This window comes from Falsiroseomonas oleicola (assembly GCF_019029495.1).
Classification (GTDB): Bacteria; Pseudomonadota; Alphaproteobacteria; order Acetobacterales; family Acetobacteraceae; genus Falsiroseomonas; species Falsiroseomonas oleicola.
In genome coordinates this window covers 1-19,540 of record NZ_JAERQM010000004.1, presented here as the reverse complement: position 1 = coordinate 19,540, position 19,540 = coordinate 1, and the positions used below count along the sequence as shown (strand labels likewise).

Genomic DNA, 19,540 nt, shown 5'->3' with positions numbered 1-19,540 from the left:
CCATGTTCTTCGGCACCTCCTTCTTCTTCTGGCTGATCGCGGCGCTCGGCACGCTGGTCCTGCCCTGGCACATGCAGCAGGACGGGCTGACCCTCGCCGGGTTGTTCGCGCTCGGCCGTGGGGAGGCGGAGGCCGCCTCCGCGCTGTCGCAGGCCACGCAGTTCGGGCGCTTCTGGTTCTGGCCGGTGATCGCCGGCCTGCTGCTCGCGCTGCCCGGCGCGCTGCCGACGGGTGAGCGGGCGCGCCGCGCGCGCTTCCTGGTCTGGGGCGGCGGGCTGGGCCTCGCTGCGCTGGTGCTACAGGGCCTGGCGGTGGGCATCCAGGGCTGGAACTGGCCGGTGCTGGCGCGGCTGTTCGGGGAGCTGGAGGACCGGCAATTCGGTATCGGCCTCGGCGGCGCCCTGGCCTTCGCGGGCTTCCTGATCCTGCTGACCGATGGCCTCGCGCTGCGCGGCTATTTAAAGGGCGACCGCTTCGTCTCCGGCGCCGTCGGCCTGCTGGTCGCCTCCATCGTGGTCTTCACCGCCTGGCCGGTCGGCACCGTGCTGTCCGAGATGTTCACGCCGCGCGCCGATCTCACCCTCGGCGCCGCGATGGCGGAACGGCTGTTCGACAGCAAGATCTGGGGCCTCGGCTGCGTCACCGGCCGGGTGAATTGCGGCGTGTTCTGGAATACGCTGCTGCTGGCGGTGTCCACCGCGACGGCGGCGACCACCCTCGGCCTGTGCTTCGCACTGATCGTCACCCGCAGCGGCTTCCGCGCCAAGAAACTGCTGCGGCTGCTGACGGTGCTGCCGATCATCACGCCGCCCTTCGTCATCGGCCTCGGCCTGATCCTGATCTTCGGCCGCTCCGGCGTGTTCAACCAGATCGCCGAATCCCTGTTCGGGCTGGAACTCGGCCGCTGGATCTACGGCTTCAACGGCGTGATGCTGGCGCAGGTCTTTTCCTTCACGCCGATCGCCTTCCTGGTGCTGATCGGCGTGGTGGAGGGTGTGTCCCCGGCCATGGAGGAAGCCTCGCAGACGCTGCGCGCCAGCCAGATGCGCACCTTCCGCGCGGTGACCCTGCCGCTGATGCTGCCGGGGCTGGCCAATGCCTGGCTGGTGGTCTTCGTCGAGAGCCTTGCCGACTTCGGCAATCCGATCGTGCTCGGCGGGTCCTTCGGCGTGCTGTCCACCGAGATCTTCTTCGCCGTCGTCGGCGCGCAGCAGGATTTCGGCCGCGCGGCGGTGCTGGCGGCGGTTATGCTGGTGGTGGCACTGACGGCCTTCATCATCCAGCGCAGCGTGGTGGGCAAGCGCAGCTATGTCTCGATGACCGGCAAGGGCGATGTCGGCCTGCCGACGAAGCTGCCGCCGCCGGTGCGGCGCGTCGCCTTCGCCATTGCCATCCCCTGGGCCATACTGACCGTCATCGTCTACGTCATGGCGCTGGCCGGCGCCTTCGTGCGGGTCTGGGGGCGCGACTGGACGCCGACCTTCAGCCATTTCGAACGCGCCTTCGCGCTGGAATGGTCGCCAGCGGGCGCGCTGATCTTCTCCGGCGGCGCCTGGCATTCGCTGTTCACCACCATCCAGCTGGCCGCCATCGCCGCGCCCATCACGGCCGGGCTTGGCCTGCTCGCCTCCTGGGTGCTGACGCGGCAGCGCTTCGCGGGCCGCACGGCGCTGGAATTCGCGCTGATGCTGACCTTCGCCGTGCCCGGCACGGTGATCGGCGTGGCCTATATCCTGACCTACAACCTGCCGCCGCTGGAGATCACCGGCACCGCGGTGATCCTTGTCGCCTGCTTCGTCTTCCGGAACCTGCCGGTCGGCGTGCGCTCCGGCGTCGCGGCGATGAGCCAGCTCGACAAGTCGCTGGACGAGGCGGCGGTGACGCTGCGCGCCTCCACCTTCCGCACGCTGCGGACGGTGGTGCTGCCCCTGCTGAAGCCGGCCATCGTCACCGCGCTGGTCTATTCCTTCGTGCGCGCCATGACGACGGTCTCGGCCGTCATCTTCCTGGTCTCGGCGGAATATGAGATGGCCACGGTCTTCATCATCAACCGCGTCATCAACGGCGACTACGGCCTGGCCATCGCCTATTGCGCCGTGCTGATCGTGCTGATGATGGCGGCGATCGGGCTGATCAACCTGCTGGTCGGGCGCCGCAACCTCGGACGCCGCGCGGCCGCCATCCCCACACCTGCTCCAGTCGGAGGCCGTGCGTGAGCATCCCCATCAAGACGACCGGCGCGGAAGTCCGCCTCACCGGTCTCGGCAAGCGATACGGCCAGGTGCAGGCGGTGAAGCCGCTCGACCTGGTGATCGAGGGCGGCACGCTGGTGACGCTTCTCGGCCCCTCCGGCTGCGGCAAGACCACGCTGTTGCGCATGATCGCCGGACTGGAACAGGCGACGGAGGGCCGCATCTTCATCGGCGGCCGCGACGTCACCCTGCTGTCCGCCGGTGAGCGCAACGTCTCCATGGTCTTCCAGTCCTATGCGCTCTTCCCGCATATGTCGGTGCTGGAGAACGTCGCCTATGGCCTGATCTCCTCCGGCGAGAAGAAGCGCGATGCGCATGCCAAGGCGGAGGCGGTGCTGGAGACCGTGGGGCTGAAAGGCTTTGGCGGGCGGCTACCCTCCGAGATGTCCGGCGGCCAGCAGCAGCGCGTGGCGGTCGCCCGCGCTTTGGTGCTGGAGCCCGATGTGCTGCTGTTCGACGAGCCGCTGTCCAATCTCGACACCCGCCTGCGCCGCACCATGCGGGAGGAGATCCGCGCGCTGCAGCAGCGCCTCGGCCTGACCGTGGTCTATGTCACGCATGACCAGGCGGAGGCGCTGGCCGTCTCCGACAAGATCGTGGTGATGCGCAATGCCGGCATCGCCCAGGCCGGCGCGCCGGAGGTGCTCTATGCCAGCCCGGATTCCGTCTTCGTCGCCACCTTCATGGGCGAGGCGAACCATGTGCGCGGCGTCATCGAGAGCGTTTCGGGCGAGCATTGCGTGCTGGCGCTGGACGGGGCCCGGCTGACCCTGCCGGGTCGTGGCCTGCCGCCCGGGCCGGTGGATGCGGTGATCCGGCCGGAGGCAATCCGCATCGCCGCCCCCGATGCACCAAACGGGCTGGAGGCGACGGTCGCCCGCGCCACCTATATGGGCTCCCACACCGAGTATTACTTCAGCACCGCCGTGGGCGAGCTGTTCGCCCAGGGCGCCGACCGCCTGCGCCGGCGCCAGCCGGGGGAGAAGGTCCGGCTGCTGCTGGATGAGGAGGGCGTGGTGGTGGTGCGGCCCTAGGGCCGACAAGGCCGTCGGCTTCGCCCGCGCATCGTGCCCAGCGCGCTGTGATGGCAGGTCCTCCCCGCGCTGCCGCCATGATGCCGCGGCGCGCCGGACAGGCCGTGCGCGCTCTCCTGATCCACCCTGACGCGCCTGGCGCCGGTGCGCCGGCCTGGGTCTGGATAGTCTGAGCGGCCGGGTGCCCGCCGTGGCCTGTGACAGCATCGGGCAGGCCACGCCTTGGCACTGGCCAGTGGACAGGACCCCTGGCCACTGAAATACGCTTGGGCCCCGCCGCCCGGAACGCTCCATGGCCCGTCCACGCCTCGCCTTCGTCAGCATCGGCCACTCCCCGCGCGAGGACATGGTGCCGGAGGTGCTTGCTTTGGCCGGCGCGGCGCCAGGCGAGGTGGAGCTGCAGGAATTCGGCGCACTGGACGGGCTGGACGCGGCCGGCATCGCCGCCGGCGCACCGCGGGAGCGGGAGCCGGTGCTGTTCACCCGGCTGGGCGGGGGCCAGCGCGTGCGGCTCGGCGCCGGCTTCCTGGCCCGCCGCCTGGCGCCGCTGCTGCACCGGCTGGACGGTGCGGGCCACGACCTGATCGTGCTGGCCAGCACGAGCCTGTTCCAGCCGTATCGCCTGCGCACGCCCTTCGTGCATGCCCAGCAGGTGGTGGATGCCTGGATCGGCGCGCTGGTGATGGGGGAGGCGCGGATCGGCGTGATGCATTCGCTGGAGGAACAGCATCGCGGCTCCGCCCATGGCGCCCTGATCCAGAGCGCCCGCGCCGTGGCGCGGGAGGATGACATCGCCGATTTCAACGAGGCGGCGCACCGGCTGGAGGCGGCCAACCTCATCCTCATGCACTCCGTCGGCTATACGGAGGCGATGGCCGAACAACTCGCCGCCCGCACCGGCAAGCCGGTGGTCACCGCGCGGCGCATCCTGGCCGGTGCGATCCGGCTGCACCTGGTGGCGCTGGCCGCGCGGCCGCCGCCCGGGCATCCGGCGGAGCCGGGATCGGGCCACGAGACAGAGCCCCTGCAGGCGCTGATGGACCGCCTGCCGGGCCAGACCGAAACCCTGACGCCGCGGGAGCGCGACGTGCTGAAGGCGCTGCTGCAGGGCGAGGGCAACAAGGAGATCGGCCGCCGCCTCGGCATCAGCCACCGCACCGTGGAAATCCATCGCGCCCGGGTCATGGCCAAGCTGAATGCCGGCTCCGCCATCGAGCTGTTCCGGCGGCTGATGCTTGTGCGCGACCAGTAGCCTGCCTGAATTCCGCAGCGATTGCCCGCTTTCGCGGCAGTGGCGGCAGCGCGGATAAGGAGCCGCCCTTATTCAGCTCAGGCGGGGCGATCTGCAAAGCTGCGGGGGAGACAATGTCGGCGCGCTCCGCGTGCCGCCCCACGGACAGGTGCTGGCCAGATGGCAGACGCGGCGACCCGCTACCGGATCGGATTCGACATCGGCGGCACCTTCACCGACTTCATCCTGCTCGACCGCGCCACCGCCACCATCCGCCTGCACAAATGCCTGACCACGCCGCAGGACCCCTCGGAGGGCGCGCTCGCGGGCCTGGCGGCGCTGGTCGCCGAGGCCGGGCTGGCGCTGTCCGACATCTCGGAGATCGTGCACGGCACCACGCTGATCACCAATGCGCTGATCGAGCGCAAGGGCGCCTCGCTCGGCATGATCACCACCGCCGGCTTCCGCGACGTGATCGAGATGGGCACGGAGCAGCGCTACGACATCTACGACCTGTTCCTGCAATACCCGGACCCGCTGGTGCCGCGCCGCAACCGCCTGGAAGTGCCGGAGCGGCTGGATCGCGACGGCCAGGTGGTGACGCCGCTGGACCTCGCCGCGGTGACGCAGGCGGCGCGTCAGTTGGTGGCCGCGGGCGCGGAGGCGATCGCCATCTGCTTCCTGCACGCCTATCGCAACCCGATGCATGAGAAGGCGGCCGCCGCCGCGATCCGGGCGGAATTCCCGGACCTCGCCCTGTCGCTGTCGTCGGAGGTCGTGGCCGAGCTGTGGGAGTACCAGCGCTTCGTCACCACCTGCGCCAATGCCTATGTGCAGCCGCTGATGGACCGCTACCTGGCGCGGCTGGAACGCGAGTTGTGGGGCCGCGGCTTCCGCGGCGCACTGCGGCTGATGCAATCAGCGGGCGGCCTGGTCGGGCCGGAGGCGGCGCGCACTTTCCCGATCCGCCTGCTGGAGAGCGGCCCCGCGGGCGGCGGCCTCGCCACCGCCTTCTTCGGCGGGTTGGTCGGCAAGAAGGACGTGATCTCCTTCGACATGGGCGGCACCACCGCCAAGGCCTGCATGATCGCGGATGGCGCCTGCGAGGTCGCGCCGATGATGGAAGTGGCGCGGCTGCACCGCTTCAAGAAGGGCTCCGGCCTGCCGATCAAGGCGCCCGTCATCGACATGATCGAGATCGGCGCCGGCGGCGGCTCCATCGCCAGCATCGACGAGGTGGGTCTGCTGAAGGTCGGGCCGCATTCCGCGGGCGCCGATCCGGGCCCGGCCTGCTACGGCCGCGGCGGCACGCAGGCGACGGTGACCGATGCGAACCTGATGCTCGGCTATTACGACCCGGGCTTCTTCCTCGGCGGCCGCATGGCGCTGGACAAGCCGGCGGCGGAGGCCGCGCTGGCGGCGGTCGGCGCGCAGCTCGGCCTTTCGGCGGTGCAGACGGCCTGGGGCATCCATCGCACGGTGACGGAAAGCATGGCCGCCGCCGCGCGCATCCATATCGTGGAGAAGGGCAAGGACCCGCGTCGCTACGCCATGGTCGGCTTCGGCGGCGCCGGCCCCGCCCATGCGGTGGAGGTGGCGCGCATCCTGGGCGTGGAGGAGGTGCTGATCCCGCCCGCCTCCGGCGCTGCCTCCGCGCTCGGCTTCCTCGCCGCGCCGCTGGCCTTCGAGAGCGTGCGGTCGCTGCCCGTGGCGCTGGACGATCCGGCGGCCCCGGCGGTGATGCAGCAGGTGCTGTCGGAACTCGCGGCGGAGACGGCAGCGATGCTGACTTCGTCGGGCATGGACCAGGCCGAGCTCACCATCGAGCGCAGCGCCGACATGCGCCTCGCCGGCCAGATCCATGAGATCAACGTGCCGCTGCCGGATGGCGCGATCACGGCCCAAAACCTGCCCGCGGTGATGGAGGCGTTCCGGCGCGTCTACTCCGCGCGCTTCACCTCGGTTTACAAGGGTGTCGCCGCCGAGATCGTCTCCTTCCGCGTGCGTGCCGCGGGCCCCGCCCCGGCGCTGACCGTGGCGCAGGCGGATGCGCCGGCGGGGGGCGTGGCGTTGAAGGGCCGCCGCATGGCCTGGTTCGGCGACCGCTTCCACGACACGCCGGTCTATGACCGCTACGCGCTCGCCTCCGAAGGCACGATCCACGGCCCCGCCATCATCGAGGAGCGCGAGGCCACGACCATCCTCGGGCCGCAGGACAGCGTTACGGTCGGCGCCGCCGGCACGCTGCGCATCCGCGTCGGCGTCGCCGCACCGATCGCCGCGCGCATCACCCCCGCCACGCCGATGGCCGAGGCCTGCGCACTGATCGAGGCGGACCCCGTCTCGCTCGAGATCATGTGGAGCCGGCTGGTGACCATCGTGGAGGAGATGTGGCAGGCCATCTGCCGCACCGCCTTCAGCCTGATCGTCTCCGAGGCGCAGGATTTCGCCTGCGACATCCTGGATGCCGATGGCGAATCCCTCGCCCATTCGCCGCGCGCCATGCCGGTGTTCAACCTGACCCTGCCGCGCGCCGTGAAGGCGATGCTGCAGAAATACCCGGCGGAGACGCTGCGGCAGGGCGATGTGCTGATCACCAACGATCCCTGGCTCTGCGCCGGGCACCTGTATGACATCGCCATCGTCACGCCGGTGTTCCTCGACGGGCGGCTGGTGGCGCTGATGGGCACGGTCGGCCATGTCGGCGATATCGGCGGCATCAAGGACGGGCTGAAGGCCACCGAGATCTTCGACGAGGGCCTGCAGATTCCGCCCGCCAAGCTGTATCGCGCCGGCGAGCCCAACGACACGCTGTTCGACATGATCGGCGAGAATGTCCGCAAGTCGGAGGAGGTGCTGGGCGACCTGCATTCCTTCATCGCGGCCAATGCGCAGGGCGGCGAGCGGCTGCTCGGCTTCATGCGCGACTATGGCATGCAGGACCTGCGCGCGCTCGCTGCCGTGGTGCAGGGCCGTGCGGAGCGCGCCATGCGGGATGCGATCCGCGCGCTGCCGGATGGCGTCTACCACTCCACCGTCAGCAATGCCGCGCTGGGCCGCACGCTGCATTATCCGCTGAAGCTGACGGTGGCGGGCGACGAGATCGAGCTGGATTTCGAGGGCGTGCCGGACCAGCTGCCGCTGGGCGGGCTGAACTGCACCTTCAGCTACACCATCGCGCATGGGTCCTACCCGCTGAAATGCATGCTCAGCCCGCAGGTGCGCGGCAATGCCGGCTGCTACCGGCCCATCACGGTGAAGGCGCCGGAGGGTTCGGTGCTGAACTGCACGCGCCCCGCCGCTGTGGCGCTGCGCACCCGCACCGGCTGGTACCTGGCGCCCAACATTTTCCGCGCGCTGTCGGATGCGGCGCCGGACCGAGTGCAGGCGCATACCGGGCTGCCGGTCTCCGTAAAAGTGCATGGGCTGGATGCGAAGGGGCGGCTCTATGCCGACCACTTCTTCATGGGCGGCGGCCAGGGCGCGAGCGCGGCGCAGGACGGAAAATCCGCGCTGCTCTGGCCGACCTCGGCCGCCAATACCTCGATCGAATTGTTCGAGACGCGGTCGCCGGTCCTGGTGGTGGAGAAGTCGCTGGTGGCGGATTCCGGCGGCGCCGGCCAGCATCGCGGCGGCCTCGGCACGCGGACGCGGATGCGCAAGCTGCATGATGACGGGCTGCCGACCCAGGCCTCGGTCGCGGCGGAAGGCGTGGGCGTGGACTCGCCCGGCCTGTTCGGCGGGTTGCAGGGCGGTGCGGCGCGCGGCGCGGTGCTGGACCGCGACGGCAACCTCATCCGCGACTGCGGCACCGGCGAGTTGGTGACGCTGACTGATACCAGCCGGATGATCGAGGTGCGCCTGTGTGGCGGGTCCGGCTTCGGCGACCCCGCTTCGCGCAGCGCCGCATTGGTGGAACGGGATTTGCTTGAAGGCTACGTCAGCACGGCGACGGCACAAGCCGCCGCCCAGGCTGCGGAATAGGAGACGACGCATGAATCGCCGCGAACTCCTCCTCGGTGCGGGTGGCCTGGTCGCCGCCTCCTCGCTCAGCCCGGCCTACGGGTTCGAGCGGGAGGGCAATCGCCGCATCCTGGTCTTCTCCGGCAATCAGCCGGTGCCGATCCTGGACCCGCACCAGCGCTACGACTGGTCCACGCGCATGATGCAGCGCTGCCTGTACGACCCGCTGGTGCGCTACGAAGGCACGCCCGCGCGCGTCATCCCCTGGCTGGCCGAGAGTTGGGAGACCAGCGCGGATGGCCTGACCTGGACCTTCCGCCTGGTCGGCAACGCCAAGTTCAACAATGGCGATGCGCTGGATGCGGAAGCCGTGCGCTTTTCCTTCCAGCGCGGGCTGCGGCTGAACAAGGGCATCTCCTGGATGCTGTCGCGCCACCTGAAGCCGGAGAATATCGCGGCGGTGGATGCGCGCACCGTGCGCTTCACCCTGGAACGCGCCTATCCGGACTTCATTTCCTTCCTGCCGCTGTGGTTCGTGGTGAACCCGAAGCAGGTGATGGCGAATGTCGAGGACGATGATGACGGCCAGAAGTGGCTGACCACCAACGCCGCCGGCTCCGGCCCCTTCACCATCCGCCGCTGGGATGGCCAGACCGTGATGGCGCTGGCGGCGGTGCCGGAGTACTGGAAGGGCTGGCCGATGTCGGATGCCGACCGCCCCGCCGGCGTCATCTACCGCGTCATGCGTGAATCCGCGCCCCGCAAGGCGGCCCTGCAACGCGGCGAGGTGGATATCGCCGCCGGGCTGACGCCGGACGACCTGGAACAACTCGCGCGCATGCCGAACATGGTGGTGACGAACGACACGGGCGCCGCGCCCTTCGCGATCATGATGAACACGCAGAAGGGCCCGACCGCCGACATCAACCTGCGCAAGGCGATCGCCTATGCCTTCGACTACGACGCGCTGATCGCCATCCACAAGGGCGACGCCAAGCTGATGGACGGGCCCTTCCCCTTCGTCACCGAGGGCCGCATCACGCTCGACATGCCGCGCCGCGACCTCGATCGCGCGAAGCAGTACATGGCGCGCACCGCCACGCCGAATGGCGGGATCGAGCTGGAATACCTGCAGGTGGCGGGACATGAGGTGCAGCGGCAGATCGGCCTGGTGCTGCTGAATGCGCTGCAACCCCTCGGCATCCGCGTGAACATCGTGGGCCAGCCTTGGCCCACGCTGATCGGCCGCGGCGCGAACCCGGAGACGGCGGCGGCGATGACGGCGGTCTATGTCACACCCGTCACCACCTCGCCGGATACCGTCGCCTCGCAATATGCATCCTCCGCCGCCGGGCAGTTCTGGGGCATCCACCATCTGCGCGATGCGGAGATCGACCGCATGGTGGCGGAGGGGGCGGTGGAGCTGGATGCGGCGAAGCGCATGGCGCTCTACGCCCGCATCCAGCGCCGCGTGCTGGAATTGCAGCCGGTGGTGTTCTGCATGACCGCCAACCAGCAATGGGCCATGCGCAGCTATGTGCGCGGCTTCCAGCACCAGGCGCTGAACCTGACCGGCGAGGTGGACCTTTTCCCTCTGTTCGCCGCGCGCGGATGAGCATGGCGCGCTACCTGGCCGGGCGGCTGGTGCATGTCGCGCTGATGCTGCTCGGGCTGGTGGTGATCACCTTCGTGATCGCCAATGTCACGCCCGCGGACCCCGCCGCGCTGGCCGCCGGGCCGGATGCGACGCCGGACATGGTGGCGACGATCCGCGCCGAATATGGGCTGGACCGGCCGCTGCCGGAACAGTTCTGGCGCTATGTCACGGACCTCGCCCAGGGCCGCTTCGGCCGATCGCTGACCAGCGGCAATACGGTGGGCGAGGATCTTCTGCGGTATGTGCCGGCGACCTTCCAGCTGGTGATCCTGGCCATGGCGTTTGCCTGTGCGGTGGGGATTCCGCTCGGCATCCTCGCCGCCGTCTGGCGCGGTTCCTGGCTCGACCATGGCATCCGGGTGCTGGCGGTTTCCGGCATCGCGCTGCCGGCCTTCTGGATCGCGCTGCTGCTGCAGATGGTGGTGGGCGTCTGGTGGGGTCTGCTGCCGACCGGCGGGCTGATGTCCATCGCCGCCGATCCGCCGCCCTCCATCACCGGCATGGTGCTGTTCGATTCCCTGCTGGCCGGGCAATGGGACAGCCTGCGCGATGCCGCCGCGCATGCGGTGCTGCCGGCCTTCGTGCTGTCCCTGCCCTGCCTCGCCTCCGTGCTGCGGGTAAACCGCGCGGAGATGATCGAGGTGCTGGGCTCGGACCATGTCACCGCCGCCCGCGCGCACGGCGTGATGCCATCGCGCGTGATCGGGCTGCTGGCGCTGAAGAATGCGATGCTGCCGACGCTGGCGATGATCGGGCTGCGCTTCGGCTGGATGCTTGGCGGCACGGTGCTGGTGGAGACGGTCTTCGACTGGCCCGGCATCGGCCTCTATGCCGTGAATTCGGCCATCGCCGCGGACTTCAAGCCGGTGATGGGGGTGACGCTGGTGATCGGGCTGATGTTCATGCTGGCCAATCTCCTCGTCGACCTCGCCTATGGCTGGCTCGATCCGCGGACGCGCGGCGCATGAGCGAGGCGAGCCTTCCCGCCTCGCGCCTCGCGCGCTTCGGCATGGAACATGCGGGCAGCATCCGCCAGGCGCGTTTCTTCGTCTGGACCTTTTCGCGCAGTCCCTCGGCCATGCTGGGCCTGCTGCTGGTGCTGGCCTTCCTGGTGCTGACGCTGATCGGGCCGTGGATCGTGCCCTATCCCGAACATGCGCGCGGCGCGGTGGATCTCGCCAATCGCCTGCAACCGCCTTCCGCCGCGCACTGGTTCGGTACGGATGAGATGGGCGGCGATATCCTGACCCGCGTCATCATCGGCACCCGCACCAGCTTCTGGATCGGCGTGACCATCACCGGCATCGCGGCGCTGGTCGGCGTGCCGCTCGGCATCGCAGCGGGCTATTTCGGCGGCCGCATCCGCAGCGTCATCATGCGGATCACCGATGTGTTCCTCGCCGTGCCGGGATTGGTTCTGGCGCTGGCCATCGTCGCCGCGCTCGGCCCCGGCATCCTGCACGGCGTGCTGGCGCTCGCCATCGTCTGGTGGCCCGGCTATGTCCGGCTGATCGAGGCGAAGGCGCTGACCTTGCGGAGCGAATCCTATGTGGAAGCCGCACGCACCATGGGCGCCTCCCATGCGCATATCCTCTGGCGCCACATCCTGCCCAATTGCGTCAGCCCGCTGGTGGTGAAGGCCAGCATGGACATGGGCATGGCGATCCTGGCCGCGGCCTCGCTCGGCTTCATCGGCCTCGGCGCCAAGCCGCCGGCGCCGGAATGGGGCGCGATGATCGCCATCGGCCGCACCTACATGCCCGACTGGTGGTGGTATTCCGCCTTTCCGGGCCTGTTCATCTTCCTCACCGTGCTCGGCTTCAACCTGTTCGGCGACGGGCTGCGCGATACGCTCGACCCGCGGAGTTCGCGCGGGTGAGTCTGATCCGGATTGAGGATTATCGGCTGGCCTTCGATGGCTTCGAAGGCCGGGTGCATGTGCTGGATGGCATCGACCTCGCCATCGAGGCCGGCGAGTCCGTCGGCATCGTCGGTGAGACCGGCTGCGGCAAATCCGTGCTGGCGCGCAGCCTGCTGCGGCTGAACCCCTCGCCGCCGGCGCGCGTCGTCTCCGGCGCCATCCGCTACGAGGGCGAGGACATCCTGGCCATGGGCGGCGGCGCGCTGCGCCGGCTGCGCGGCGGCATCATCGGCATGGTCTTCCAGGACCCCGTCACCTATCTGAACCCCGTCTTCACCATCGGGCAGCAGATGCAGGAAGTGCTGCGCGCGCATGAGCCAGGGCTCTCCCGAGCCCAGCGCCGCGCCCGCTGCATCGAACTGCTGGAGGCGGTGCGCCTGCCGGAGGCCGCGGCGCTGCTCGACCGCTACCCGCATGAATTGTCGGGCGGCATGCGCCAGCGCGTGCTGATCGCGGAGGCGTTGGCCGGCAATCCGCGCGTTCTGGTGGCGGATGAGCCGACCACGGCGCTGGACGTCACCATCCAGCGCCAGATCCTGGCGCTGATCGCGGATCTCGTGGCGCGGCTGGGGCTGACGCTGATGCTGATCAGCCACGACCTCGGCGTGATCGGCGCCGCCTGCCGGCGCATCGTGGTGATGTATGCCGGCACCATCGTGGAGGATGCACCGGCCGAGCTGCTGTTCGGCTCGCCGCTGCACCCCTATACGCGCGGCCTGCTCGCCGCCATGCCGGATCTGCGGCAGCCGGGCCACATGCCTTCCGGCATTCCCGGCAGCATCCCGAACCTGCGCGACCCGCCGCAAGGCTGCCGCTATCACCCGCGCTGCCCGCTGGCCATGCCGATCTGCTGCACCACCAAGCCGGTGCTGCGCGGCGCGCCGCATGCGGTGGCCTGCCATGCGGTGGCACCATGATCCCGCTGCTGGAGCTGCGCGACGTCACCGTGCGCTTCGGCGCCCATGCGGCGGTGCGCGAGGCCAGCCTGGCGCTGCAGCCGGGCGCCGCGCTGGGGCTGGTGGGCGAATCCGGCTCCGGCAAGTCCACCCTGCTGCGGGTGCTGCTGCGCCTGCAGGACGTGGCCGCGGGCCAGGTGCTGATGGATGGCGCGGAGATCACCACCGCCCGCAACGCCGCGCTGCGCGCCCTGCGCCGCGACGTGCAGGTGGTGTTCCAGAACCCGCATTCCGCGCTGAACCCACGCCTGAGCGTGCATGACGCGGTGGCGGAGCCCCTGCTCATCCAGGGCGGGCTGAGCCGCACGAAACTGCGCGCGCGGATCGATGGGCTGCTGGACGATGTGGGCCTCGGCCCGGAATTCCTGTGGCGCTATCCGCATGAACTCTCGGGCGGCCAGAAGCAGCGCGTCTGCATCGCCCGCGCACTGGCGCCCGGGCCGCGCGCGCTGCTGCTGGATGAGCCGACCTCGGCGCTGGATGTCTCGGTCCAGGCGCAGATCATCGACCTGCTGCGCCGCCTGCGCGCACGCCACCAACTCGCCTTCCTGTTCATCTCGCACAACCTCGCCGTGGTGCAGCTGCTGTGCGAGGAGATCGCGGTGCTGCGCCAGGGCGAGGTGGTGGAGCGCGGCCCGGTGGCAGCGGTGCTGCACGCGCCGGCGCATGACTACACAAGGGCGCTGCTCGCCTCCGTCCTGCCGCCCGGCATCAACCGGCTCGCCGCGCCATGAGCATCGTGCGGAACCTGAGGATGGTGAAGGGTTTCGTGCCGAAGCCCGGCCGCTGTTGGCGCAGGCGTGACGGGTCCTGGCGGGTTGGGCCGCCGCGTCATGCTGTCAGGGCGGACAGGGGGTGTTGCTGACGGCGCCGATGGCTTTCAGCGTCACACAGCGGCCGGCGATGCCGCCAGGATATCTGCCCTGACCAACTGCGAGACCTCGGCCGGTGAAAACCCTGCCTCGGTCAGGGTCTCCGCATTATGCTCGCCGAGGCGCGGAGGCTGGCGCAGCAGCCCCGGGCGGGTCCGCGCGCCGCCGAATTCGACGGGCAAGGCAGGCAGCAGCGTTTCGGCCGGGCCGCCGCCCAGCGCCGAGATGGCGGTGGCCAGCAGCCCGCCGCCCGCCAGCAGATGCGGGTCGGTGAACAGATCGGCCGGCTGCCCCACCGGCGCCCAGGAAATCGCGGCGGCCTCGCAGCGCGCCACCACCTCCGCGCGCGGCAGTGCGCCCAGGGTCTCGCGCAGCCGGGGGATCAGCCAGGGGCGCGCCTGGGCGCGGTCGGCGTTGCGGCGCAGACGGTCATCGGCGGCGAGGTCGGCCAGGCCGAAGGCGGCGCAGAAGCGGACCCATTGCGCATCGCTGGTGACGCCGACGAAGACCTGGTCGCCCTCCGCCGTGGTGAAGGTCTCATAGACGCCCCAGGCGCCGCGCCGCGCCGGCATGGGCGGCACCGGCTGCCCGGTCGCGGCCGCGCCGGCCATATGGGAGCCCATCAGGAAGACCGCGGATTCGAACAGCGAACTGCCAACCCGCTGGCCCTGGCCGGTGCGGTCGCGTTCCCGCAGCGCGGCGAGCGTCGCCGTGACGCCGAATACCGCGCCCATGATGTCGATGATGGAGGCGCCGGCGCGCAACGGCTGGCCCGGCGGGCCGGTCATGTAGGCGAGGCCGGATTGGAACTGCACCACCTCGTCGAGTGCCGGCCGGTTCTCATAGGGGCCGGCAAGAAAGCCCTTCAGCGCCAGGTAGATCAGCCGCGGGTTCACCGCGGCCAGATGCTCCCAGCCGCAGCCCAGCCGCTCCATGGTGCCCGGGCCGTAATTCTCCAGCACGATGTCGGCCTGGGCGGCCAGGCGGTGGATGGCGGCCACCCCCTCCGGCCGTTTCAGGTCGATGGCGAGGGAGCGCTTGTTGCGGTTGAAGGTGGCGAAGAAGCCGGCGGCGAAGCCCGACAGCCGGCGCGTATGGTCGCCATCCGGCGTCGGCTCCACCTTCACGACCTCGGCGCCGAGATCCGCCAGGATCAGCCCGGCGCAGGGACCCATGATGGTGTGCGAGAACTCCAGCACCCGCAGCCCCTCGAGCGGCCGCGCGCCGGCTCCGGTCTGGCTGGTGCCGGCGTTCGGGTCGGGCAGATCCATCATGGCAGTATCCGTCAGCTTGCTTGCAGTCCGGCGCGGCGTACCACGGCACCGAAGGTCTGCCGATCGCGCGCCACCTGGGCGGTGAAATCGGCGGGTCCGCTCGGCGATGCCTCGAATCCGGCGGCGCCGAGGCGCCGCGCCGTGGCCGGATCGCTCGCCGCGGCCTGCAGCGCCATGGCGACCTTCTCCGTGATCGCGGGCGGCAATCCGGCGGGCCCGAACAGGCCAAGCCAGCTGGTGATGTCGAAGCCGGATACGCCACCCTCCGCCAAAGTGGGGATTTGCGGATGGCTGGAGGCCCGCTCGGCGCCGGTGACGCCGAGCAGACGGGCGCGCCCGGATTCGGCGACTGGCGTGGCGGAGGACAAGGTGATGCAGGCAGCATCGAGGTCGCCGGCGGCCATGGCATTGGCCGCTTCGGCCCCGCCGCGATAGGGGACGTGCTCGAAGCGCAGCCCGGCGGCTTGCGCGAAGGCCTCCGCGGCGATGTTGCCGCTGCTGCCAATGCCGGGCGTGCCATAGGTCACGGGCTGCTGCCGCGCGCGCGCCGCGGCGATGAACTCCTGCGTCGTCCTCGCCGGGAAGCGCTCGGCGACCATCCAGACATAGGGCTGCACCGTGGCGCGCCCGATATAGGAAAATGCGGTCTGGTAGTCGACCGGCAGGCTCCGGAACAGCAGATGCGCCACGACATGGGCGGCCGAATCGAACAGCAGCGTGTAGCCGTCGGCTGCTGCGCGCGCGACGGCGGCGGCGCCAATGGTGCCGCCGGCGCCGGGCCGGTTCTCGACCACCACGGGCTGGCCCAGCGCCTCCTGCATGCCGGGCTGGAGCAGGCGGGTGATGGTGTCGGCGGCGCCGCCTGCGGTGTAGTTCACCACGATGCGCACCGGGCGTTCCGGCCAGGCCTGGGCACGCGCCGCGCGGGGTGCCAGCAGCAGTGCGGGCAGGGCCAGCACCGTCCGACGTTTCGCAACCGGCAAGGCGATCGTCTTGTCCTTCATCGCTTCCTCCACTGTGGCCGGCCGGCTTGGGCACCGGGCTTGACGGCCTGTTGACGGCCTATTGACGGCTGGTCGTTCACCAGGACAGAATGGACGTTCTATTTCTTGAGGATGAAGGCGCCAGCGATGAACGTCAAGCGGCTGGACGAAGCCCTGGTCGAACCCGCCGCGGCGAGCTGGGCCGCAGCCGGCGTTTCCGCGCTGGAGCGCGGCCTGGCGGTGCTGGACATGCTGGGGGAGGCAGGCGCGCCGATCACGCTGGCCGATCTGTCGCGCCGGACCGGCTTCCACAAAAGCACGCTGCTGCGCATCCTGGCCTCGCTGGAGCGCTGCCGCTACGCCGCGCGGCTGGCCGATGGCCGCTACCGGCTGGGTCCGGCGCTGCTCTCGCAGGGTCAGGCCTATACGCGCGCCTTCGACCTGCATGGCGCGTTGCAGCCTGTGCTGGTCCGCCTGGCCGCTGCGACGCGGGAGGCCGCCAGCTTCTTCATCCGCGAAGGCGAGGGCCGCGTCTGCCTGGCCCGCGCCGAGGGCCGGCAGGAGGTGCGCGACGTCGTCCCCCTCGGCGCCGTGCTGTCGATGAAGGGTGCCGCCGGCCATGTGCTGCGTCTGTTCGCGGAGGGGCCGCGCCAGGACATCCCGCAGGTCCAGGGTTCCTTCGGCGAACGCGCCGCCGAGGTGGGTGCGCTCAGCGTGCCGGTGTTCCGCAACGGCGGCATCCTCGCCGGCGCACTGACCCTGAGCGGCACCTGCACGCGCTTCCGTGACGATGCGCATCGCGTCGCCATGGAAGCGGCGCTGCTGCGCGAGGCGGCGCTGCTGACGCGGGAGCTGGATGGTCGCGCCTGACTTGGCTGAACCAGGGGGCGTGAACGAGGGGGGGAAAGAATGCCAAGGACATTGCTGGACAAGCTCTGGGACGCGCATGTCGTGGACAGCCTGGCGCCTGGCGTGGATCTGATGAATGTCGACCGGCACTATCTGCTGGAGATGCGGGCCGGCGCCCTCAATGTCCTGGAGTCGCGCGGATTGCCGGTGCGCGACCCGCATCGCACGATCGGCGTCGTCGACCATGTCATCTCCACCGCGCCGGGCCGCCTCGGCGGCGCCTCCTGGACGGCGCGGCATCTTGCGACGATGCGGGCCGGCTGCGCCCGGCACGGGATCGTGCTGCTCGACGAGGATCACCCGGACCAGGGCATCGCCCATGTCGTCGGGCCGGAGCTTGGCCTGACCCATCCGGGCATGCTGGTGGTCTGCCCGGACAGCCATACCAGTACCCATGGCGCGCTCGGCGCGCTGGCCTGGGGGATCGGCTTCTCCGAAGTGGCGCATGTGCTCGGCACCTCCACCATCGTGCAGCGCCGCCCGGCCCGCATGCGCATCCACTTCGAGGGCACGCCACCGCCCGGCATCGTCGCCAAGGACCTGGCGCTGGCAGCCATCGCCGTGGTCGGGGCGGGCGGCGGCGTCGGCCACGCCATCGAGTTCACCGGCCCGGCGATCTCCGCCCTCGGGGTCGAGGGGCGGATGACGCTGTGCAACATGGCGGTGGAGCTCGGCGCCAAGATCGGGCTGGTGGCACCGGATGACCGCGTCATCGCATGGATGTGCGGCCGGCGCCACGCGCCGTCCGGCCCGCATTGGGAGCCTGCCGTCGCCGCCTGGCGCGGCCTGTTCAGCGATCCCGGCGCGACCTTCGAGCGCGATGTGGTGGTTCCGGTCGGCGAGCTGGCGCCGCAGATCACCTGGGGTACCAGCCCCGAGCATGTGCTGTCGGTGACCGGGCATGTCCCCGATCCGGCCTCGGCGCCGGATCCCGGGCGTGCGAAGGCCTGGGCGGCGGCGCTGGACTATATGGGCCTGCGTCCGGGCCAGGCGCTGGTCGGGCTCGCGGTGGACCAGGTCTTCATCGGCTCCTGCACCAATGCCCGGCTTTCCGACCTTCGCGAGGCCGCGGCTGCCATCGATGGCGGCAAGGTCGCCCCGGGCGTCACCGCCTGGGTCGTCGCCGGGTCGCAGGCCGTCAAGCGGGCAGCGGAGACGGAGGGGCTCGACCAGCGATTCCGCGCCGCCGGCTTCGACTGGCGCGAGCCGGGCTGCTCGCTTTGCGTCGGCGCCAATGGCGAGACGGTGCCATCGGGCGCGCGCTGCGTCTCGACCTCGAACCGCAATTTCGTCGGCCGGCAGGGGCCGGGGGCGCGCACGCACCTGGCGAGCCCGGCGCTGGCGGCACGCGCCGCCATCGCAGGCTGCATCACCGACCCGCGAGGCTGAGATGTCGCAGCAACCTCGATTCCTGCAGGAGCCCTGAGCCGATGGAGCGCTTCACCACCCTGACCGGTCCTGCCGCCCCGGTGCCGCTGGCCAATCTCGATACGGACATGATCATCCGCGTCGAGCATTCCGCCGGCCTGCCGCGCGACCAGCTCGGCCCGCACGCGCTGGCGTCCTGGCGGCTTCGCGCCGATGGCGCGCCGGACCCAGACTGCGTGCTGAACCGGCCACCCTACGACGGCGCCCGCATCCTGGTCGGCGGCGAGAATTTCGGCTGCGGCTCGGCGCGGGAGACCGCGGTCTGGGCGCTGCATGGCTTCGGTATTCGCGCGGTCATCGCGCCATCCTTCGGCGGCGCCTTCCACGAGAACCTGTTCGAGAACGGCATGCTGCCGATCCGCCTGCCACCGGCGCAGGTCGCCGCGCTGCAGGCGCTGGTGCTGACCGCGCCAATGCTGACCATCGACCTGACGGCGCAAGAGATCCATGCCGAGGGCCTGACCCTTCCCTTCACCGTCGAGCCATTGCGGAGGAGCATGCTGCTGGAGGGGCTGGATCCAATCGGCCTGACGCTGACGCGGGATGCAGCGATCCGAGCCTTCCAGACCGCCGATGCCCGTCGTCGGCCCTGGCTGAGTGCAGCCGGAGATCGATGAGGGTTTGACATGGTGCAGCCCGATGGCCGGCTGTGGCTCTCGGCGCCCACAAAGACGGAGCGCATGAAGGTGTGAACCGTCCCGAGTTTGCCGGAGGCTCCAACCGCTGAGAGGATGGAGTGATGACGGCGAAGACGACGGCGGCGAACGACTTGCCTGAGGTTCGGGAGCGGACGGTGCGGCTGGCGCTGGGGAGCACGGCCCGCAATGGGCGGCGAGCCTTCGGCGTGGGACGCAGTGCGTCCAACCGGTACACCGAGCGCCTGGCCGAGGCCGGGATCGAACCCTCGGCAGCGTCGAGGATAGCGACGACACGGCGCTCGCCGAGGGCGTCAAGTTCGCCACTTGCGCTTCATTGCTGCCGCTGTGGCTTCGAGCCGGCTCGGCGCGACATGGGTTCCGCTGGGATGATGCGCGCGAGAATGACGGCGTGGCGCGCAGAG

General features: G+C 70.4%; 14 protein-coding genes. 12 read left to right on the top strand and 2 right to left on the bottom strand.

Going from position 1 to position 19,540, the window contains the following annotated elements:
• Nucleotides 1-2 precede the first annotated feature (2 nt).
• The 9 genes from JJQ90_RS13865 (at nt 3) to JJQ90_RS13825 (ending at nt 13,748) form a co-directional block, all read left to right on the top strand.
• Nucleotides 3-2,216 (top strand): ABC transporter permease, encoded by a 2,214-nt coding sequence (locus JJQ90_RS13865; protein ID WP_216876379.1) that lies wholly within the window; start codon nt 3-5, stop codon nt 2,214-2,216.
• Nucleotides 2,213-3,286: an ABC transporter ATP-binding protein gene (locus tag JJQ90_RS13860; protein WP_216876377.1), complete on the top strand. Its 1,074-nt coding sequence runs from the start codon at nt 2,213-2,215 to the stop codon at nt 3,284-3,286. The genes JJQ90_RS13865 and JJQ90_RS13860 overlap by 4 nt, the downstream gene beginning before the upstream one ends.
• A gap of 292 nt (nt 3,287-3,578) precedes the next feature.
• Nucleotides 3,579-4,538 carry an AroM family protein gene (locus tag JJQ90_RS27030; protein ID WP_230410680.1) on the top strand — a complete coding sequence of 320 codons (960 nt, stop codon included), beginning with the start codon at nt 3,579-3,581 and terminating at the stop codon, nt 4,536-4,538.
• Between the two features lie 159 nt (nt 4,539-4,697).
• On the top strand, nt 4,698-8,501 hold the full coding sequence (locus JJQ90_RS13850) for a hydantoinase B/oxoprolinase family protein (protein ID WP_216876375.1): 3,804 nt from the start codon (nt 4,698-4,700) through the stop codon (nt 8,499-8,501).
• A 10-nt stretch (nt 8,502-8,511) separates the two neighbouring features.
• On the top strand, nt 8,512-10,095 hold the full coding sequence (locus JJQ90_RS13845; protein ID WP_216876373.1) for an ABC transporter substrate-binding protein: 1,584 nt from the start codon (nt 8,512-8,514) through the stop codon (nt 10,093-10,095).
• A gap of 2 nt (nt 10,096-10,097) precedes the next feature.
• On the top strand, nt 10,098-11,105 hold the full coding sequence (locus tag JJQ90_RS13840) for an ABC transporter permease (RefSeq protein ID WP_216876371.1): 1,008 nt from the start codon (nt 10,098-10,100) through the stop codon (nt 11,103-11,105).
• Complete coding sequence (locus JJQ90_RS13835; protein ID WP_230410679.1) at nt 11,102-12,016, top strand: ABC transporter permease; 915 nt, start codon at nt 11,102-11,104, stop codon at nt 12,014-12,016. The genes JJQ90_RS13840 and JJQ90_RS13835 overlap by 4 nt, the downstream gene beginning before the upstream one ends.
• Nucleotides 12,013-12,975, top strand: a complete 963-nt coding sequence (locus tag JJQ90_RS13830) for an ABC transporter ATP-binding protein (protein ID WP_216876369.1) — start codon at nt 12,013-12,015, stop codon at nt 12,973-12,975. The genes JJQ90_RS13835 and JJQ90_RS13830 overlap by 4 nt, the downstream gene beginning before the upstream one ends.
• Nucleotides 12,972-13,748, top strand: a complete 777-nt coding sequence (locus JJQ90_RS13825; protein ID WP_216876367.1) for an ABC transporter ATP-binding protein — start codon at nt 12,972-12,974, stop codon at nt 13,746-13,748. The genes JJQ90_RS13830 and JJQ90_RS13825 overlap by 4 nt, the downstream gene beginning before the upstream one ends.
• 152 nt (nt 13,749-13,900) lie before the next feature.
• On the opposite strand, the gene JJQ90_RS13815 is transcribed toward JJQ90_RS13825, so the two are convergent.
• Entirely contained in the window at nt 13,901-15,160 is a 1,260-nt protein-coding gene (locus JJQ90_RS13815) for a CaiB/BaiF CoA transferase family protein (RefSeq protein ID WP_230410678.1), read from the bottom strand.
• Between the two features lie 11 nt (nt 15,161-15,171).
• Nucleotides 15,172-16,164 (bottom strand): Bug family tripartite tricarboxylate transporter substrate binding protein, encoded by a 993-nt coding sequence (locus JJQ90_RS13810; RefSeq protein WP_216876365.1) that lies wholly within the window; start codon nt 16,162-16,164, stop codon nt 15,172-15,174.
• 126 nt (nt 16,165-16,290) lie between these two features.
• On the opposite strand from JJQ90_RS13810, the gene JJQ90_RS13805 reads away from it, so the two are divergent.
• Genes JJQ90_RS13805 through leuD form a run of 3 tightly spaced genes read left to right on the top strand, consistent with a single transcriptional unit; the run spans nt 16,291 to nt 19,097 of the window.
• A complete protein-coding gene (locus JJQ90_RS13805) occupies nt 16,291-17,013 on the top strand; it encodes an IclR family transcriptional regulator (RefSeq protein WP_216876363.1) in 723 nt (240 codons plus the stop codon).
• A gap of 39 nt (nt 17,014-17,052) precedes the next feature.
• Nucleotides 17,053-18,441 carry a 3-isopropylmalate dehydratase large subunit gene (locus tag JJQ90_RS13800; RefSeq protein WP_216876361.1) on the top strand — a complete coding sequence of 463 codons (1,389 nt, stop codon included), beginning with the start codon at nt 17,053-17,055 and terminating at the stop codon, nt 18,439-18,441.
• 41 nt (nt 18,442-18,482) lie between these two features.
• Nucleotides 18,483-19,097, top strand: coding sequence for a 3-isopropylmalate dehydratase small subunit (gene leuD / locus JJQ90_RS13795; RefSeq protein WP_216876359.1), 615 nt, complete (start codon nt 18,483-18,485; stop codon nt 19,095-19,097).
• Nucleotides 19,098-19,540: the final 443 nt, after the last annotated feature.

Excerpts from the sequence above, each read along its gene's own strand:
- JJQ90_RS13835 (WP_230410679.1), top strand. The coding sequence starts at position 11,102 with ATGAGCGAGGCGAGCCTTCCCGCCTCGCGCCTCGCGCGCTTCGGCATG.
- JJQ90_RS13810 (WP_216876365.1), bottom strand. The coding sequence starts at position 16,164 with ATGAAGGACAAGACGATCGCCTTGCCGGTTGCGAAACGTCGGACGGTG.
- JJQ90_RS13850 (WP_216876375.1), top strand. The coding sequence starts at position 4,698 with ATGGCAGACGCGGCGACCCGCTACCGGATCGGATTCGACATCGGCGGC.
- JJQ90_RS13800 (WP_216876361.1), top strand. The coding sequence starts at position 17,053 with ATGCCAAGGACATTGCTGGACAAGCTCTGGGACGCGCATGTCGTGGAC.
- JJQ90_RS13845 (WP_216876373.1), top strand. The coding sequence starts at position 8,512 with ATGAATCGCCGCGAACTCCTCCTCGGTGCGGGTGGCCTGGTCGCCGCC.
- JJQ90_RS13815 (WP_230410678.1), bottom strand. The coding sequence starts at position 15,160 with ATGATGGATCTGCCCGACCCGAACGCCGGCACCAGCCAGACCGGAGCC.
- JJQ90_RS27030 (WP_230410680.1), top strand. The coding sequence starts at position 3,579 with ATGGCCCGTCCACGCCTCGCCTTCGTCAGCATCGGCCACTCCCCGCGC.
- JJQ90_RS13825 (WP_216876367.1), top strand. The coding sequence starts at position 12,972 with ATGATCCCGCTGCTGGAGCTGCGCGACGTCACCGTGCGCTTCGGCGCC.
- JJQ90_RS13840 (WP_216876371.1), top strand. The coding sequence starts at position 10,098 with ATGGCGCGCTACCTGGCCGGGCGGCTGGTGCATGTCGCGCTGATGCTG.
- leuD (WP_216876359.1), top strand. The coding sequence starts at position 18,483 with ATGGAGCGCTTCACCACCCTGACCGGTCCTGCCGCCCCGGTGCCGCTG.
- JJQ90_RS13805 (WP_216876363.1), top strand. The coding sequence starts at position 16,291 with ATGAACGTCAAGCGGCTGGACGAAGCCCTGGTCGAACCCGCCGCGGCG.
- JJQ90_RS13865 (WP_216876379.1), top strand. The coding sequence starts at position 3 with ATGTTCTTCGGCACCTCCTTCTTCTTCTGGCTGATCGCGGCGCTCGGC.